This window comes from Paenarthrobacter sp. YAF11_1 (assembly GCF_052113445.1).
GTDB lineage: Bacteria > Actinomycetota > Actinomycetes > Actinomycetales > Micrococcaceae > Arthrobacter.
Genome location: NZ_JBFRDF010000007.1, coordinates 133,293 through 150,685, shown reverse-complemented (window position 1 = coordinate 150,685; position 17,393 = coordinate 133,293). Strand labels below are relative to the sequence as shown.

Below are 17,393 nucleotides of genomic sequence, written 5' to 3'. Positions count from 1 at the left end.
GCTTAGTCCTTTGCTGAATCTTGAAACGAGTCACCGCGTGGGTACGCCACAAACGCAAAGCGCCCGGAGTCCGGCGACCAGCTGTTGACGTTGAGGGTACCTTGGCCGCCGAAAAGTGGCCATGTATGGAGGGGAGTGGTCCAGTCCTCGGTCGAAACGAGCACGACGGCGACCGGCAAGTCAGCGGGGTGGCCTTCCGTTCCGATGGGGAACCGGACATAAGTGGAGTACTGGCCGTCCGGCGAAAGGTGCGGGAACCAGTCGACGGTGCCGGACTCAAGGAGCTGCTCGAACACGCTGCCGTCCACCCGGACCCTGGCCAGTTGTGCGTGGCCGGGTGCCGAGGTGAAGGACTCTGTGTTCAGGTAGAGCCACTTGCCGTCGGGCGAGTATTCCGGCCCGTCGCAGTGGCCGGGACCAACATCAACGCGGGCGGTAGCGCCGCCGTCGGACGCTATGGTCATCAGCTTGCCCGGCTGCGTAAAGTCACCTGCCTCGATTCCCACGTAGGCGAGCTCCTTGCCGTCGGGGCTGACGCCGTGGAGGAAATGGAACGTACCGTCCTCCTCGGTGATCAAGCTGGCCGGACCACCGGACAGCGAGGCTCGGTAGATGTGGCCGTCGTTCGCGGAGAGGAAGATTGTTTCGCCGTCGGGGGCCAGGACGTGATCATTGTTCAGGTCAGGAACGCCCGTCAACGGTACGGCGTCCAGAGACCTGGTGGACAGATCCAAGCGCCACAATTTTCCGTCCCCGTTGAGGACGAGTGCCCCGCCGTCGAGGGTCCAGTTGGGAGCCTCCAGCAGCACGTCATCGGTGGAGTACACCAGCTCGGCCTGGCCGCCCACAGACGCGACCCACACCTCGCAGCGCTGGCTTGGGTGAAGGGTGCGGATCATGCGGTCACCTCCGTGCCCACAGGCGTGAGTTCTTTGATGCGGATGTTCCGCCAGCGGCATTGTGCACCTTTGCCCCAGCGGGCTTCGCCGAACATGTCATCGTTGTCGTGCACTTCCAGCGCGATGTGCCCCTGCTCGCCCAGGACGTCCAGAACATCGGCGGGGTTGAAGTTGGGCGAGTCCAGGGTGGCGGTGTCCAGCTCAGCGATCTTCACTCCATTGATCCAGGTGGTGATGACCGGAAGCGCGCCAACGCAGCGGATGCGGAGCTCGTTCCAGTCGTCCCAGCGCCAAGCCCTGAGGAAGTCGTCGACGTCGGCCGCGTACGCCAGGCGGGCACGCTTTTCTTCCGTGACAGGTTCCACGGACGTGGCTGGATCATCGGCTATCAGACGGGTTGGCTGCCCGGAGGCGTCGCGCGCGACGTCCACGGCAAACGGAACGGCCGAGAAACTGGCGAGTCCATTGCCGAAGAACCCGCCGATGCCGCCCGAAGGCCGGTGGTCCACCAGGACTTGGAAGCCTTCCCACGTGTCCGGCCGGCGACGGATCATCACGCCGGTATCCGCGGGCCAGTCCGGGCGCATTTCCAGAACGAGCTCAAAGTCGCCGTAGGCCTTTTCAGTCACCAGGTAGCCGCCGTAGCCGCTGCCCGGGGAGTCCTGTTCGCCCACCAGAACACCGTCTTCCACGAACCAGTGGGCGGGGTGCTTCTCCGGTTCCACCGGCGGCGTCAGCCCCAGATCAGCAAAGCGGTCCAGCAGGGCAGGGCCGCCCGGGTATTCGGTCCCGTAGACGCGCGGCACCGCCCGCCAGCCGGCCAAGGTGGTGCCGTCGAACAGCGGGACGAACCCGCCGTCGTCGTGCGTTTCTGTCTCAGCCACGCGCTAGTCTTTGCTGCTGAACGCGGCGTCGAAGGACGTTTGTGAGGCGGGGAAGTCGAACTTTTTGAGGGCGGCGAGGGCTTCGGGGGCGCCGTGGAGGCGGTCCATGCCGGCGTCTTCCCATTCCACGGAGATGGGTCCGTCGTAGCCGATGGCGGTGAGGGCGCGGAAGGATGATTCCCAGGGCACGTCGCCGCGTCCGGCGGAGACGAAGTCCCAGCCGCGTCGGGGGTCGCCCCAGGGCAGGTGGGAGCCCATGACGGTGTTCCGGCCGGTGGGGCGGAGCTTGGTGTCTTTGCAGTCCACGTGGTAGATCCGGTCTTTGAAGTCCCAGATGAAGGAGACGGGGTCGATGCCTTGCCACATGAAATGGGAGGGGTCCCAGTTCAGGCCGAACGCGGGCCGGTGGCCGATCGCTTCGAGGGTGCGGACGGTGGTCCAGTAGTCGTAGGCGATCTCGGAGGGGTGGACTTCGTGGGCGAAGCGGACCCCGTTTTCGTCGAAGACGTCCAGGATGGGGTTCCAGCGGTCGGCGAAGTCCTGGTAGCCGGCCTCGATGACCTTCTCGGGGACGGGCGGGAACATGGCGACGTATTGCCAGATGGAAGACCCGGTGAACCCGACTACGGTGTCCACACCCAGGGCGCGGGCGAGGCGGGCGGTGTGTTTCATTTCTTCTGCGGCGCGTTGGCGGACGCCTTCGGGTTCCCCGTCGCCCCAGACACGGGAGCCGACGATGGCTTCGTGGCGGAAGTCGATGGGGTCATCGCAGACTGCTTGGCCTTTGAGGTGGTTGGAGATGGCCCAGACTTTGAGGTTGTACTTCTCCAGGATGGCGAGTTTGGAGTCAACGTAGCCGGGTTCGTCCCAGCGCCAGGCGTCCAGGTGGTCTCCGGAGACGGCGATTTCCAGGCCGTCGTAGCCCCAGCCCGAGGCTAGGCGCGCGACTTCCTCGAAGGGGAGGTCGGCCCACTGGCCGGTGAACAGGGTGTACGGGCGGGGCATGTCAGGCTCCTTCAATAGTGGTTGCGTTGAGCTGGATCAGTGAGCTTTTGGCGGCGGCGGACTCTTCCACGGCGGCGAGGATGTGCTGGACGTTCAGGCCTTCTTCGAACGACGGCGACGGAGCCTCACGGGCCGCGATGGCGGTGAGGAAGTCGCGGATCTGGTGGGTGAAGGTGTGTTCCCAGCCGATGATGTGGCCCTGCGGCCACCACGCTTCGAGGTAGGGGTGTTCGGGTTCGTTGACCAGGATCCTGCGGAAACCTTGCTCACGGACTGGCACGGTGGCGTCCAGGAACCCGAGCTCATTCAGGGCTTCGAGGTCGAAGAGGATGGTGCCCTTGTCGCCATAGATTTCGAGTTTGAGGGAGTTCTTCTGGCCCGTGGCTACCCGGGACACTTCCACCGAGGCGATTGCCCCGGAGGCGAGGGACAGCGTGGCCCAGGCGGCGTCGTCGACCGTGACGTCTTCCAGCCCATCCGGTCCGGGGCGGCGGTCCACGAAGGTGTGCAGGCGGCCGGAGACCTCGGTGACGGAGTCACCCAAGAGGAAGAGGACCTGGTCGATGGCATGCGATGCGATGTCGCCCAGCGCGCCGGAACCGGCGGTTTCCTTGCGGAGGCGCCAGGTCATGGGGGACTCGGCGTCGGAGAGCCAGTCCTGCAGGTACGCGGCGCGGACGTGCCGGATGGTGCCGAGGCGTCCTTCGGCGATGAGTTCACGGGCCAGCGCCAGGGCGGGGACCCGGCGGTAGTTGAAGCCGATCATGGACTGGACGCCGTTGGCCCGCGCGGAGGCGGCTGCGGCCACCATCAACTCGGCCTCACCCAGGGTGTTGGCCAGCGGCTTTTCCACGAGCACGTGCTTACCGGCGGCCAGTGCGGCGATGGCGATTTCGGCGTGCATCCAGCCCGGCGCGCAGATATCGATGATGTGGATGTCGTCCCGTTCAATCACGGAACGCCAATCCGTGGCAGACTCGGCCCAGCCGTACTTGGCTGCGGCCTCCGCTACCTGGGTGGCGTCCCGGCCGACGAGCACTTTCTGCTCGAAGGCCGGGACGTCGAAGAAACTGGCCACGTTCCGCCACGCATTCGAGTGGGCCTTCCCCATGAAGGCGTAGCCAATGGCGGCAACCCCCAACGGGGACTTATCCCCGCGCGAGGCCGGCGAGGATGCTTGGCCGTTGTCCCTGGTAGGCGTGTGGTCGGATGGGTGGGCGGGGGTGGTCATGTTCTTCTTCCTCGCTGCTTCTTAGAGTGTGGCTGTTTCGGGTGCCCAGTCCTCAGGGAGGGCAGCCGAGACGGGTGCGTTGCTGTTGACGTCCACGAACGCGCCCGATTCCACGGATTCGGCGATCGAGACCATGCTGTCCAGCACGTGGTAGGCGAGATCGCCGGTGGCGCGGTGGGCGGTGCCGGCACGCAAGGCCCGGGCCATGTCCAGCACGCCCAGGCCACGGCCGTTGGCCGGTCCGGTAGCAGGGATGATCTCCGGTTCTTCCGCGCCCGGACGCCACAGCTTCAGGTCGCCGTCGAAGTTGTTCGGGTCCGGCAAGGACAGGGTCGCTTCGGAGCCGGTGATTTCCACGAAGCCCATCCGCAGGCGCGGTGACTCGAAGGAAAACACGCTGTGGCTGGACTGGCCGCCCTCGAACTGCGCCATCGCGGAAACGTGCGTGGGAACCTCGACGGCGAATTCCTCGCCGGCCTTGGGCCCGGAACCGATGATGCGGGTCGCTTTGGCGGAGGAGCCGACGGCGGCTACCTTGCGGACCGATCCGAAGGTCTGGATCAGGGCGGTCAGGTAGTACGGGCCCATGTCGAACAGGGGACCGGCGCCGTGCTGGAACAAGAACGCGGGATTCGGGTGCCACGACTCGGGGCCGGGGGTCTGGAAGGTGGTCATTCCGGTCAGCGGGGTGCCGATGTCGCCGCGTTCGATGATGCGGCGGGCCGTCTGCAACCCTGCGCCCAGGAACGTGTCCGGGGCGGTGCCGAGGCGGATGCCGGCGGCGTCAGCGGCCTTGAGCAGGCCAAGCCCGGACTCGCGGTCCAGTGAGAAGGGTTTCTCAGTCCAGACGTGCTTGCCCGCGTTGACAGCCGCCGTGGCCACCTCGACGTGCGCTGCCGGGATGGTCAGGTTCACGATGATTTCGACGTCGGGATGGTTCAGTGCCAGCTCGGGCGTACCGAACTCGGCGATCCCGTATTCCTTGGCCCGTGCTTCGGCGGCCTCGACAAAGAGGTCCGCGATGACCAGGACTTTCAGGTCGGGGAAGACCGTGAGGTTGTCCAGGTACTGCTTGCTGATGTTGCCCGCGCCGATGACGGCAACGCCGACGGGGCCTTTGCGGGTGGACGGTGCGAAGGTCATGCCTTGGCTCCTTCTGCTGCCTCTGCGCTGGCCGCTGCCTCTGCGCTGGCCGCGGCGGTCAGGTATGCCAGGCTCTCCGTGATGCCTTGGAAGATGTCACCGGCGTAGTCGTCGAACTCCACCACGCCAACTTCCAGGGACTTGGCTGCGGCGATGACGTCCAGCACCGGGATGGTGCCTTGGCCAGCGGGCTGCTGGGCCTTGGTGTCGGTGTTGCCCGGGCCGTCCTTGATGTGGATGAGTTTCACGCGGTCGCCGAGGCGTGCCAACAGTTCCACGGGGTCCTGCCCGCCAACGGCCACCCAGTAGGTGTCGACTTCGAGGACGAGTTCGGGATCCAGCAGTCCTTCGAAGTACTCCAGTGCGGTCGTGCCCTCGATGGTGGACTCCAGCTCCCAGGCGTGGTTGTGGTAACCCACGCGGATGCCGTACTCGGCGCCCTTCTTGGCTGCAGCGTTGAGTTTGGCGGCCGTGGCCTGGATGGTCTCGGCATCCTGCCAGTGCTCCGCGGGGAGGTAGGGATCAATGACCGTGGTGATGCCCAGTTCCTTGGCGGCGGCAAAGATCTCGTCCTGGTCCTGGCTCAACAGCGGGGCGTGACCGGAGGGAGCAGTGAGGCCGTTTTCCTTCAACGCCGCGCCGAGTTCCTTGGCGGTGGCCACGAAGTTGTACGGCTCAACCTGCGTGAAACCGATCTCGGCAACCTTCTTGATGGTTCCAGGCAGGTCCTCCTGGATGGCGTTGCGGAGGGTATACAGCTGGAGTGAGTAAGACATTGGGTTCCTTTTCGGGAGTTGGATTTTCCGTGAATTCAGGGACGTGCGGCCAGTCTAGCTAGCGGCCTGCGAGGGATCCGCCGATTCCGCCGACACTGAAGTATTTGTTCAGGGCTGCGAAGACGATGATGGGCGGGAGCATCATGATCACGGCCAGGGCCATGACTCCGGACCAGTCGGTGTTGTTCTGCTGGAAGAAGGACTGGACGCCCATGGGGAGGGTGAAGATCTCGTTGGAGCGCAGGAACACGATCGCTACCAGGTAGTCGTTCCAGGCCAGGAGGAAAGCGAAGATCGCGGTGGAGAGGACGCCGGGCAGCGAGTTGCGGAGGACCACTTTGGTGAAGGAGCCGAACACTGAACATCCATCGATCCAGGAGGCCTCTTCGAGGCTGATGGGGATGGAGTCGAAGTACGCGGCCATCATCCAGGTAGCCACGGTCATGGTGGAGCCGACGTAGATGATGGTCAGGCCCATGAGGTTGTCCACCAGTCCCATGGCGGCGAAGAGGATGAACAGCGGGACCACCGAGGTGATGATCGGCAGGGACTGCATGACGAAGAGCAGCAGGGAATAGCCGGAGACAGCTTTGGAGCGGCCGCGGGAGAGCACGTAGCCGGCAGGCGCGGCGACGGCGACGGAGACCAGGACGGTGGACAGGGTGGTGACGAGGCTGTTCTGCAGCCAAACGCCGGCGAGGGTCTTGGAGAAGACGCCGGTGATGTTCTCGAAGGTCAGGCCTGTGGCAGTGCTGTTCGGTGCTGGAGTCAGGGCCAGGATGACGGTGACCATGATGGGGACCAGGACGATCGCGGTGATGACCAGGATCAGGACGAACCGCCACCAGCGTCCGCGCATGCCGGCTTCAGACAGTGTGCGGCGGGCTTTGCCGGTGGAGGCGACGCCGAGTGCGGGCCCGGATTCGGGGTGGGCGTGCAGTACTGCGCTCATTATTCGACGCTCGACTTTCGGATCTGGCGGTACAGGATGACCGAGACGACTACCAGGGTGATGGTCATGAGGAAGGCGATGGCGACGCCGGGACCGGTAGCGAAGTCCTGGAAGACCGTGCGGTAGGCCAGGACAACCAAGGAGGTGGTGGCGTCAACGGGTCCGCCGCCGGTGAGCAGGTAGATGGTGGGGAAGTCGTTGACGCAGAAGATCGTCATGAGGATCCACGAGATGTACGTGGAGCGGGCGATCAGCGGCAGGGTGATTTGGGTGAATTGCTGGTATCGGCTGGCGCCGTCCATGTTGGCAGCTTCGTAAACGGTGTTGTCCACGGAGGCCAGGGCTGCGGAGGTCATCATCATCATGAAGGGGAACGAGACCCAGACTTTGAAGATCATGACGGTCACGGCTGCCAGGGTGGGGTCCGCCAGGAACAGTGGTGTGCCGAGTCCGAGGTTGCTGAAGATCGACGGGATGAGGCTGTCCGGGGTTGCTACCAGCCAGTTCCATGCCGTGGAAGAGACCACGATGGGGACCACCCAAGGCAGGAGCAGCAGCACCTTGAAGGTTCCCCCGGCGGGGATTTTGGTGCGGAGGAGCAGGGCCAGTCCGAGGCCGACGGCCCAGGAGCCAAACACGCCGACGATGGTGAACAGCAAGGTGAACTGGGCAGCTTTCCAGAAGGCGGGTGAGGCCAGGACCTGCTGGAAGTTCTCGATTCCGACGAAGTCACCGGTTTGGATCAGGTTCCCGTCGTGCGTAGCTTGGATTCCTGCTTGGAAGAGCGGGTAGCCGTGGATCAGGACCAGCAGGATGACCGAGGGGAGCAGGAGCCAGAAGAACGTCCTGGATGTTTGCGCCGACAGTTTGCTTTTGCGGTTGCCCGACCCGCCCCCGGGCCCACCGGGGGCCAACCCCTTGCGGGCCCGGGCCAGGCCGGACGGTGCTGTAGTGGAGGACATGGTGCGGGCCGCCTACTTCTTCAGGACTGACTTGAGGCCGGATTCGAAGGCCTGCAGTGCGGACTTGGCATCGGTCTTGCCTGTCAGCACGGTCTGCGTGAACTGGTTCAAGGCCTGGCCGCCGTCGAGGGCAGCGAGATCGGCGCTGAGAGCTGTTCCCTGGGCCGCGAAGGTTTTAGCGATCGGCACGTATTCCTTGACGATTTTGACGTTGTTCGGGTCAGCCGTGAATTCGGGCATTTCAGTGATGGACTTGAACACCGGCAGGGCATTCATGAGCTTCTGCTGCCACAGTTCCTTGAGCTTGCCCAGGTAGTAGACCACGAACTCTTCGGACGCTTCCTGCGACGGGGTGTTGGAGTACATCATGATGTTGTTCGGGAAGATCAGTGATGCCTTGTCGCCGTGTGGACCGGCGATGGGGCTGGCCACCACGATGTCGCCGGAGGTGTCACCTACACGCTCGGGAACACCCAGGGTCAACATGCCGTACGCGGCCTTGCCGTCTTTCCACTGGGCGTTCAGGTTGTCCGTGGTGTAGCTGACAGCTGCGGGATCAACCACGCCGTTGGAGACCAGCTCCAGCATGAACTCGATAGCCTCCACGTTGCGGTCGTTCATGACATCCAGCTGGCCGCCGTCCTTGCTGAAGACGCCGCCACCGTTGTTCAACATCATCATGATCATCAGGTGGTTTCCGATGTTGTTGCCGGCACCGGAGCCCGTAGCGAAGCCGACAGCGCCGATACCCTTCATCTTCTTGCCGGCCTCAAGCAGCGAAGCCCAGTCCGTGGGGACATCCACTCCGGCCTTCTCGAACAGGGACTTGCGGTACCAGAGGGGCCGGATATCCAGCTGCCACGGAACCGCGACGTAGCCCTTGTCGGTCTTGAACGGTTCAACCACGCCGGGCAGGAAGTCATCGAACTGTCCGTTGGACTTCAGCTTCTCAATAACCTTGTCCGCGTAGGCGATCTGGCCCTGCTGCTCGAACTGGAAGGCCTGGAAACCACCACCGGTGGATACTGCCGGACCGGTCTTGGACGCGATGGCCGAGGAGAAGGTCTGGTAGAAGTTGTTCCACTGGATGATCTGGTAGCTGGCCTTGCTGTTGGTTCCGGAGAAGCCTTCAGCGATCTTCTTGGCGGCGTCGTTGTAAGCCGGTGTTGCCCACGGCATGTCCCAGAACTTGATGGTCCCGCCGGCGCCGCCGCCACCGCCCTGGGTTGCGGAGCCGCCGCCACAAGCGGCCAGCAGCGGTACTGAAGCAGCTGCTGCCGTCAGCCCGAGGAAACCTCGGCGGGAGAAGGAACGGGACGTTGCGGACTGAACATTCATGATGATTCCTTTCGGGACCGGTAACGCTGAGAAGCGTTTTTCTGGGCCGGTCCAGCTCAACTTTGAGTAGGGCAACTTACTGAATGGCTGGTGGTGCGTTTTCTAGCGGTGGGTCTGGGTGAGGGCTGTGATGGAGTCCGACAACACCGCGAAGCTGTGCAGGTCGGAGGGGATGGTGCCGGCGTCGAGGTGTTCCTTGAGCCGGCGCCACGTGGCGCGGTGGGCAGATTCGTAGATGGTGGGGAGGAGCAGCTCGCCTTGCGGGCCCGTGACCCTGACGGTCGCCGGCCAGGCAGCAAGGGGTTCCGGCAGCGTGACGCTGACGCCGCCGTCGTCGGTCAATACAGCGACGTGCACGCCGGCCGGACGGGCGCTGGTCACGATGCCTTGAAGGGCAACCGGCGCGCCGTTGGCGAGGACCGCCGTCGCCGTGTACCCATGCGGTCCGCGGGCCAGGACCCGGAGGTTCCCCAGCGGTCCAGCGACGCGTACGACGACGGCAAGATGGTCCGCGAGCAGCTCGCCGGAGTCGGCTCCCACCGGAGCGGTGGCGACGGTGTCGAGCAGAGCGGACCGGCCGGCCATGGATCGAACTGCGTCCTCGGCGCCCTCAATGGCGGGGTTTGACGCCCAGCGCTGGTCGAGGACTACTGCAGTGCCGCTTTGCTGGGCGGCTGCTTGAAGTGAGTCGGTGTTTTCTGCGGCGGGGTTGACCACCACGATGCCACGGGCTCCGGCGGTGACGGCCTTCGCCGCTTCCACGGTCCAGCCGGGCTGTCCGGCGATGACCTGGACGTGTGGCGGGTTTTCGCCAGTGGCCGGACCGAAGGATTCGGGCAGGGAAGCGACGGCCAATGCGACGGCGCCGGCTTCCTGCGCCGCCGGGGTGGCTTGGACGGTGTAGTGCTGGGCTTCCACGGGGACGCTCATGCGTTGGCTCCTTCGGAGACGGCGGTCTGGGCTGCCTGCTGGTTCCCGACCGTGCCCACGGTGGCCTCCGCGATGTCCAGCGCGAACGTCAGATCGTCGATCAGCGTTTGCGCGGTGGGCGGCTGCTTGGCTCCCGTTGCGAGGGCAGCCAGTTCGCGCCATTCGCCTTCATAGCCGTTGTGCTCGAACGGTCCGTGGATGGTCGTTTCACTGCCGCGTGTGAATGTGGCTACGGCTGAGCCCGCCTGGACGTAGGACGGTGTGAAGTCGACGCGGAGGGCGGCGTCGTCTGAGATGGCTTCGAAGCTCCATTCGGGCTTCCAGGTGTTGTTCATGGCTGCGCGGAGCTCAATGGTGCGGCTCGGGGTGCGGAGCGAGATGACGTAGCCGAACGGTTGGACATGCCGGGTGTCCAGTACTTCGATCTCGTTGAAGTCGGGGGTGAACCGGCGGACCAAGGGGAGGTCATGGATGGCCAGGCCCATGACGCCGCCGCGCAATGCGCCCTTGATGACCTCCGGATCCGAGTAGTCCGGAGCGCCGCTGGCTGGTCGGGTAATGATCTCGGTGGCGAAGTCTTCAAAGCGGGCGTTGGGCGGAAGGACGATCGATGAACGGATCGTGTGGACGTCCTCCGGGAGGTCTCCCCAGTTGTCGGTTGCGGCGAGCCAGCCCGGATCGAAGGTATGCATGGCGCCCACGATGATGGGTACGCCGGTTTCCTGGCTGACCGCAGAGATCTCTGCGGCTTCTTCGGCGTTCATGGCGAAGGGCTTTTCGCAGAGGACGGCCTTCTTTCCGGCGCGGCAGGCGGCGATGACCTGCGCTGCGTGGAATTGGTGCGGGCTGCAGATGGCAACAATGTCAACGGCCGGATCGCCCAGGAGGGCATCGATGCTGGTGCTGTGCGCAGCGCCAACCCGTTTGGCAACGGACTCGGCCACGCTGGGGTCGACGTCCATGATGTGGCGGACGGTGAGGATGTCGCCCAGACGGGCGAGGGACGGCAAATGGATGGCCTGGGTGACCGGGCCGGCGCCGAGGATGCCGACTCCCAAGGCAGGTGCGGCGTCTATGTGGCTGGACAAGTTCAGTTACCTCTTCGTAAGCGGACTGGTGTGCTACTCATCACAACCTAGGGGGACTTTTGCCGAGCGTCAAGCAAAAGTTGAAATATTGCCGACAAACTTCTGTTGCATGACACGCATAAGCAATCGTGCTTCACTAAAGGCATGACAATCGCCACCGGAAACGACGCCGGAAATACCTCCGTCCTGGAGGCTGGCAACCTTTCGCGAGCCGGCGACCTCTTCCAGCTCCTCCGCGACGGCCAGGCCCGCACCCGGGCCGAGCTTGCCCTGACCACGGGGCTTGCCCGTTCCACCGTCGCTTCCCGCATTGACGCACTCATCAGTTCAGGACTGGTGGGCCCCGCCGGTGAGGCTTCCTCCAGTGGCGGCAGGCCGCCGTCGCGCTTTGCTTTCAACCCCGCCGCGAGGGTGGTCCTGGCAGTCGACGTCGGAGCTACCCACGTGATTGTTGCCGTCACCGACCTCGGCGGCACCATCCTGGCGGAGCGACGTTTAGGGCAAGAGGTTGCCGACGGGCCGGAAGTTGTCCTGGGCCGCGTGGTAGCTGCGGGCCGTGAACTCCTGGCTGAAGCCGGACGGAAACCCGGCGACCTCGCCGGCATAGGAATCGGGTTGCCCGGGCCCGTGGAGCACGACACCGGGCGGCCGGTGAAACCGCCCATCATGCCGGGTTGGGACGGATTCGACGTCGTCGCGTACGTGCAGCGCTCGCTGCCCGTTCCCGTCCTGGTGGACAACGACGTCAACATCATGGCCTTGGGCGAACGAACCGCGTACTGGCCGGACCACCACAACTTCCTGTTCATCAAAGTTGCCACTGGCATCGGCGCGGGCATTATCAGCAGCGGTGAGTTGCAGCGGGGCGCCAACGGCACCGCCGGCGACCTCGGCCACGTCCGTGTACCGCGCGGCGACGACGTCCTCTGCCGTTGTGGCAACCACGGGTGCCTTGAAGCGCTCGCCTCGGGCCCCGCCGTCGCGCGTCAACTGCAAACGCAGGGGCTGGACGCGTCCACCGGCGGTGATGTCCTCCGGCTCGTTGCTGAAGGAAACCTGCAAGCGATCCAGGCGCTGCGGCAGGCGGGCCGCGACGTCGGCGACGTGTTGGCCACCGTGGTCAACCTGCTCAATCCGTCCATGATCGTCATCGGCGGCAGCGTGGGGGAGGCCGGCGAACACCTCGTGGCCGGCATCCGGGAAGTGGTCTACCGTCGGTCCTTGCCGCTGGCCACCACCCACTTGCGCATCGGCATCGCCATGGCCGGTGACCGCGCAGCCATCCTGGGCGCCAGCCAGATGGTCACCCAGCACGTCCTGTCGCCGGCAGTGATTGAGGCCACGCTCCAAGCGACGGGCTAGGCCTTGTTCGGTGCCGGTTGCCGGGTGGCGGCGTGATAGCAATGAAAGTGATGAGTACTTTCTTCGCTTCCCCGTGCGCCCGATGAACCGTATCCTCGCCAGAGTTCCCCGCGGCTGGCTGATCCTGGCGTGCATCGGCCTCATTGCCCTGAACATGCGCGGCCCGTTTGTGGCCGTGGCTCCCGTGGTGGATTCGCTGCAGCAGGACCTCGGATTCTCGCCTGTTGAGCTAGGACTGCTGACTGGCATTCCGGTGCTCTGCTTCTCCCTGGCTTCACCCTTGGCTTCGCTGGCGGGACGTCGGCTCGGGGCCGAGTTCGCCGTCATGCTGACTTTGCTCGGTGTCCTGGCAGGGGTGATCATCCGCTCCAGCGGTGGCGGTGCCTCGGTGATGGTGGGCACGGTGGTCATTGGTGTGGCCATCACTATCGGCAACATCGCGGTGCCGCTCATTATCCGGCGTGACTTCGCACCCAGACGCCAGGCAACCGCGATGGGTGTTTACACCGCCGCGCTCAACGTGGGCTCGTTCCTTACCTCCGTGGCGACTGCGCCCCTCGCTGAGCTGGTGGGGTGGCGGCTTTCCCTCGCGGCGAGCGCTTTGCTGGCTTTGGTCGCGATCCTGTTCTGGGTTCCTACTGTTGGTCCTCGGCGGGCGTTTGTTCCCCTTGCGGTTCCTGCCCCGCCTGCTTCCTCGGCGGGTCGCGTTGCGGGTGTGCGCTGGCTGACTGTGGGCCTCACACTCGGCTTCGCCGGCCAGGCGTTCTCCTACTACGGGGTTACCGCCTGGCTTCCGAGCTTCCTCTCCGACGAACTTGCCATGGGCACCGCCGACGCCGGGGCAGGATCATCCCTGTTCCAGATCTTCGCCATTGTGGGCGGCCTGGGCGTGCCGCTCCTGGCCCGCTTCGCCAGTACGACGACGGTTGCGGTCACCTTGAGCGCGCTGTGGCTGACCGTACCAGTGGGCTTGTTGCTGGCGCCGTCCTGGTGGTGGATTTGGTCCTCGCTGGGCGGTGTGGCCCAGGGCGGCGGCATCACGGTGATCTTCATAGCCATCATCAAGTTCGCCCAGTCGCAGGCCGCCGCCGGCAGGATGTCCGCCGTGGTGCAGGGGGTGGGCTACTGCTTCGCTGCGTTGGCACCCACTGCCATCGGGTTCGTGCACAGTGTTACCGAGGGCTGGACGGTGCCCCTGTTCGTGATCCTCGGCTCGGTGCTGACGTTCTGTGTGTGCACTACGTTGTCCGTGCGCTGGGTGGCCCGGCAACGGTAAGTTTGCCCGCGGGCAGGTGAGCTGGCCCCGCGGGGTGAGCAGACGGGCAGGTGAGCTGGGCCCGCGGGGTGAGCGCCGCCGTCGTGCGCTGCCCGATTCGACGGGTAGCTGCGGATTAGACGGTAGGAGACATCTAACGTGCAGTAAGCCATCGAAATGGGGTGGAGTGGGCATGGGTAAGCCCCGCTGCTGGGCTGCCTCCCCGACGGTCGGGGTCACTTGTTGCGAAGAGTGCAGGCAGCCCAGCGTCGGGGCTTGGTGTGTCGCTGGCCAGCAAAAGCTAGGCGGCGACGAGTTCCTCCTCCGTGGCCTCTTCACGGGCCTCGGTGAGGAAACGGGCGTACGCGGGGATGGTCAGGAAGGTGGGGAATTCTTCGGCCAGGGTGACTTCTTCGAAGATGGCGCGTGCGTCAGCGAAGCGGTCTCCGTCGAAGCGTTCCAGGCGGGCGAACTCCTCGTCCAGCATGTCCTCCACCCATTCGCGGGTGATGATGTCGCCGTTCTCGATGATGGCGTGGGCGTGGATCCACTGCCAGAGCTGGGATCGGGAGATCTCGGCGGTGGCGGCGTCTTCCATGAGGTTGTGGATGGCCACGGCCCCGTTGCCCCGCAGCCAGGACTCGATGTAGCGGATCCCCACCTCGATGTTCAGGCGGACCCCGCCCTCAGTGATGGTTCCCTCGGTGCTGGCGATATCGATCAGCGCCCGGTCATCCGGGGTGACATCCTCGCGGGAGCGGTCCAACTGGTTCGGGCGGTCTCCGAGAACTGAGTCAAAAACTTCCCGGCACACCGGCACCAGATCCGGGTGGGCCACCCACGAACCATCGAAACCGTCATTGGCTTCACGGGTCTTATCGGCACGGACCTTCTCGAACGACGCGGTGTTGGCGGCCTCATCCTTGCGGTTGGGAACAGCGGCGGCCATGCCACCGATCGCCATGGCCCCGCGACGGTGGCAGGCCCGGACCAGTTGCTCGGTGTAGGCGCGCATGAACGGCTGGGTCATGGTCACCTGGCCGCGGTCCGGGAGCACGAAACGTGGTCCGCGGGTACGGAAGTTTTTGATCAGGGAGAAGATGTAGTCCCACCGGCCGGCGTTCAAACCGCTCGCATGGTCCCGCAGTTCGTACAGGATCTCCTCCATCTCGAACGCGGCGGTGATGGTTTCGATCAGCACCGTGGCCCGGATGGTGCCCTGCGGGATGCCGAGCAGATCCTGGGCCAGGACGAAGATGTCGTTCCACAGCCGGGCTTCGAGGTGGTTCTCAATCTTCGGCAGGTAGAAGTACGGGCCCTTGCCCTGGGCCAGCAGGCGGCGGGCGTTGTGGAAGAAGAACAGGCCGAAGTCCACAATGCCACCGGCGATCGGCTTGCCGTCGATCAGCAGGTGCTTCTCCGGCAGGTGCCAGCCACGAGGACGGACCACGATGGTGGGCAGGTCCTCGGCAGCCTTGAGCTTGTACTCCTTGCCCTCAGGGGACGTGAAGTCGATACGCCGCTCCAAAGCGTCGGTCAGGTTCAGCTGCCCCTGGATCACGTTGCGCCACGTCGGCGTGGACGAGTCCTCCATGTCAGCCAGCCACACCTTGGCACCCGAGTTCAGGGCGTTGATGGTCATCTTCTTATCCACCGGCCCCGTGATCTCAACGCGACGGTCCTCCAAACCCGGTGCGGGGGGAGCCACACGCCACGTCGGATCATTCCGGATACCCTCGGTCTGCGGCAGGAACCGCGGATCCTGGCCACCTGAAATCTGGTTACGGCGGGCGTGCCGTGCCTGCATCAGCTCCTGACGGCGATCCGCCGTCGCCCTGTGCAACTTGCCAATGAACTCAAGGGCGTCCGGCGTCAAAACCTCGTTCTGCCGGCACATGGGCTGCGCGGTGATAGTGATGCCATTGATAGTGAAGTTGTCAGTGAAGCTGTTCATTTCAATCTCTCCTATGAGAAGCAAATGTTCGACGGCGGCACTCGCCTGGTTGGGTGGGTCGGGAAGAGAAATCCTCCGCGTGCTATTCCCCGTCCCGACCGCATGACCTCGCAGAGCTCGGCCGGCGTTCGGGTCAGGGCCCCTTTTACGCACGCTTCCGGATTCCCCTTCCCGGCCGATGGCGGTGAGTGCCGCCGTCGTGCCCTGTGGTGAGCGAAGCGAACAGCTCACCTTTGGGCGTTTGATTAGTGGAACTGGCCCTCTTCGGTCGATCCGACCAGTGCGAGGGTGGATGCGTTCGGGTTGAGCGCGGTGGCGATGTCGTCGAAGTAGCCGGTGCCGACTTCGCGCTGGTGCTTGGTGGCGGTGTAGCCGCGGGACTCGGAGGCGAATTCCTTTTCCTGGAGCTCGACGTAGGCGCTCATGCCTTCCCGGGCGTAACCGTGGGCGAGATCGAACATCGAGTAGTTCAGTGCGTGGAAGCCGGCCAGGGTGATGAACTGGAACGTGAAGCCCATAGCGCCGAGTTCGCGCTGGAACTTCGCGATGGTGGTGTCGTCCAGGTGCTTGCGCCAGTTGAAGGACGGGGAGCAGTTGTAGGAGAGCATCTGGTCCGGGAAATCGGCCTTGACCGATTCGGCGAACTTGCGGGCCAGTTCCAAGTCCGGGGTGCCGGTCTCCATCCAGATGAGGTCGGAGTACGGTGCGTAGGCCTTGGCGCGGGCGATGCAGGGTTCGATGCCGTTGCGGACCTTGTAGAAGCCCTCGGCAGTGCGCTCGCCGGTGGTGAATTCCTGGTCGCGCTCGTCAACGTCGGAGGTGATCAGGGTTGCTGCTTCGGCGTCGGTGCGGGCGATGACCACTGTCGGGGTGTCGGCGACGTCGGCTGCCAAGCGGGCTGCGTTCAGGGTCCGGATGTGCTGCTGGGTGGGGATCAGGACCTTGCCGCCCAAGTGTCCGCACTTCTTTTCGGAAGCGAGCTGGTCTTCCCAGTGAACGCCCGAGGCGCCTGCGGTGATCATGGATTTCATGAGTTCGTAGGCGTTCAGCGGGCCACCGAAGCCGGCTTCGGCGTCGGCCACGATCGGGACCAGCCAGTCCTCGACGGTCTTGACGCCCTCGGCATATTCGATCTGGTCTGCGCGGAGCAGGGCGTTGTTGATGCGGCGGACAACCTGGGGGACCGAGTTGGCAGGGTACAGGGACTGGTCCGGGTAGGTCTGGCCCGAGAGGTTGGCGTCTGCGGCCACCTGCCAGCCGGAAAGGTAGATGGCGCGGAGGCCGGCCTTGACCTGCTGCACTGCCTGGTTGCCGGTCAGAGCGCCCAAAGCGTTGGTGTAGCCGCCGGTGGGAGCTTCCTCAGTGAGTTGCTTCCAAAGTTTCTCCGAACCGCGGCGGGCCAGGGTGTGCTCTTCGGAGACGCGACCACGGAGGCGGACGACGTCGGTGGCCGAGTAATCACGGGTGACGCCTTCCCAGCGCGGGTTGGCGGACCATTCAAGTTCCAGCGCTGCGGCCTGCTGCTCTGCGGACGGCTCTGCGGGTTCAAATGAAGCGGTCATCTTGATCTCCTATGTGGTGCCCGGGCCGGCCTCCGCTGCGCCTTTGCTGCAT

At 64.8% G+C, this 17,393-nt stretch carries 15 protein-coding genes; 2 read left to right on the top strand and 13 right to left on the bottom strand.

All coding sequences use genetic code 11. From position 1 onward, the window contains the following. Positions 1-2: 2 nt before the first annotated feature. The 11 genes from AB4Y77_RS12930 to AB4Y77_RS12880 all read right to left on the bottom strand — a co-directional run bounded on the left by AB4Y77_RS12930 (position 3) and on the right by AB4Y77_RS12880 (position 11,208). Positions 3-899, bottom strand: a complete 897-nt coding sequence (locus tag AB4Y77_RS12930) for a TolB family protein (protein WP_442014232.1) — start codon at positions 897-899, stop codon at positions 3-5. After that, complete coding sequence (locus tag AB4Y77_RS12925) at positions 896-1,783, bottom strand: 3-keto-disaccharide hydrolase (protein ID WP_442014231.1); 888 nt, start codon at positions 1,781-1,783, stop codon at positions 896-898. Before AB4Y77_RS12925 ends, AB4Y77_RS12930 begins: the two co-directional genes overlap by 4 nt. 3 nt (positions 1,784-1,786) lie before the next feature. After that, the gene (locus tag AB4Y77_RS12920) at positions 1,787-2,788 is read right to left on the bottom strand and encodes a sugar phosphate isomerase/epimerase family protein (protein WP_442014230.1); all 1,002 of its coding nucleotides are present in this window, start codon (positions 2,786-2,788) and stop codon (positions 1,787-1,789) included. A 1-nt stretch (position 2,789) separates the two neighbouring features. Next, on the bottom strand, positions 2,790-4,019 hold the full coding sequence (locus AB4Y77_RS12915; RefSeq protein ID WP_442014229.1) for a Gfo/Idh/MocA family protein: 1,230 nt from the start codon (positions 4,017-4,019) through the stop codon (positions 2,790-2,792). Between the two features lie 21 nt (positions 4,020-4,040). Further along, entirely contained in the window at positions 4,041-5,162 is a 1,122-nt protein-coding gene (locus AB4Y77_RS12910; RefSeq protein WP_442014228.1) for a Gfo/Idh/MocA family protein, read from the bottom strand. Next, a complete protein-coding gene (locus AB4Y77_RS12905; protein WP_442014227.1) occupies positions 5,159-5,938 on the bottom strand; it encodes a sugar phosphate isomerase/epimerase family protein in 780 nt (259 codons plus the stop codon). Before AB4Y77_RS12905 ends, AB4Y77_RS12910 begins: the two co-directional genes overlap by 4 nt. 58 nt (positions 5,939-5,996) lie before the next feature. Further along, positions 5,997-6,890, bottom strand: coding sequence for a carbohydrate ABC transporter permease (locus tag AB4Y77_RS12900; protein ID WP_311214094.1), 894 nt, complete (start codon positions 6,888-6,890; stop codon positions 5,997-5,999). Next, positions 6,890-7,852 (bottom strand): carbohydrate ABC transporter permease, encoded by a 963-nt coding sequence (locus AB4Y77_RS12895; protein WP_311214095.1) that lies wholly within the window; start codon positions 7,850-7,852, stop codon positions 6,890-6,892. Before AB4Y77_RS12895 ends, AB4Y77_RS12900 begins: the two co-directional genes overlap by 1 nt. A gap of 12 nt (positions 7,853-7,864) precedes the next feature. After that, positions 7,865-9,190 (bottom strand): ABC transporter substrate-binding protein, encoded by a 1,326-nt coding sequence (locus tag AB4Y77_RS12890; protein WP_311214096.1) that lies wholly within the window; start codon positions 9,188-9,190, stop codon positions 7,865-7,867. A 102-nt stretch (positions 9,191-9,292) separates the two neighbouring features. Beyond that, positions 9,293-10,120: a hypothetical protein gene (locus AB4Y77_RS12885; RefSeq protein WP_442014226.1), complete on the bottom strand. Its 828-nt coding sequence runs from the start codon at positions 10,118-10,120 to the stop codon at positions 9,293-9,295. Further along, complete coding sequence (locus AB4Y77_RS12880; protein ID WP_442014225.1) at positions 10,117-11,208, bottom strand: Gfo/Idh/MocA family protein; 1,092 nt, start codon at positions 11,206-11,208, stop codon at positions 10,117-10,119. The genes AB4Y77_RS12885 and AB4Y77_RS12880 overlap by 4 nt, the downstream gene beginning before the upstream one ends. 144 nt (positions 11,209-11,352) lie before the next feature. Here AB4Y77_RS12880 and AB4Y77_RS12875 point away from each other — a divergent pair, with 144 nt between their 5' ends. Together AB4Y77_RS12875 and AB4Y77_RS12870 are read left to right on the top strand one after the other, a co-directional pair. Continuing rightward, on the top strand, positions 11,353-12,570 hold the full coding sequence (locus AB4Y77_RS12875) for an ROK family transcriptional regulator (RefSeq protein ID WP_442014224.1): 1,218 nt from the start codon (positions 11,353-11,355) through the stop codon (positions 12,568-12,570). An 82-nt stretch (positions 12,571-12,652) separates the two neighbouring features. After that, positions 12,653-13,846, top strand: a complete 1,194-nt coding sequence (locus tag AB4Y77_RS12870; protein WP_442014223.1) for an MFS transporter — start codon at positions 12,653-12,655, stop codon at positions 13,844-13,846. 280 nt (positions 13,847-14,126) lie between these two features. On the opposite strand, the gene aceB is transcribed toward AB4Y77_RS12870, so the two are convergent. Then, on the bottom strand, positions 14,127-15,779 hold the full coding sequence (aceB, locus tag AB4Y77_RS12865; RefSeq protein ID WP_442014222.1) for a malate synthase A: 1,653 nt from the start codon (positions 15,777-15,779) through the stop codon (positions 14,127-14,129). 245 nt (positions 15,780-16,024) lie between these two features. Beyond that, the gene (gene aceA / locus AB4Y77_RS12860; protein WP_105692772.1) at positions 16,025-17,341 is read right to left on the bottom strand and encodes an isocitrate lyase; all 1,317 of its coding nucleotides are present in this window, start codon (positions 17,339-17,341) and stop codon (positions 16,025-16,027) included. Positions 17,342-17,393 lie beyond the last annotated feature (52 nt).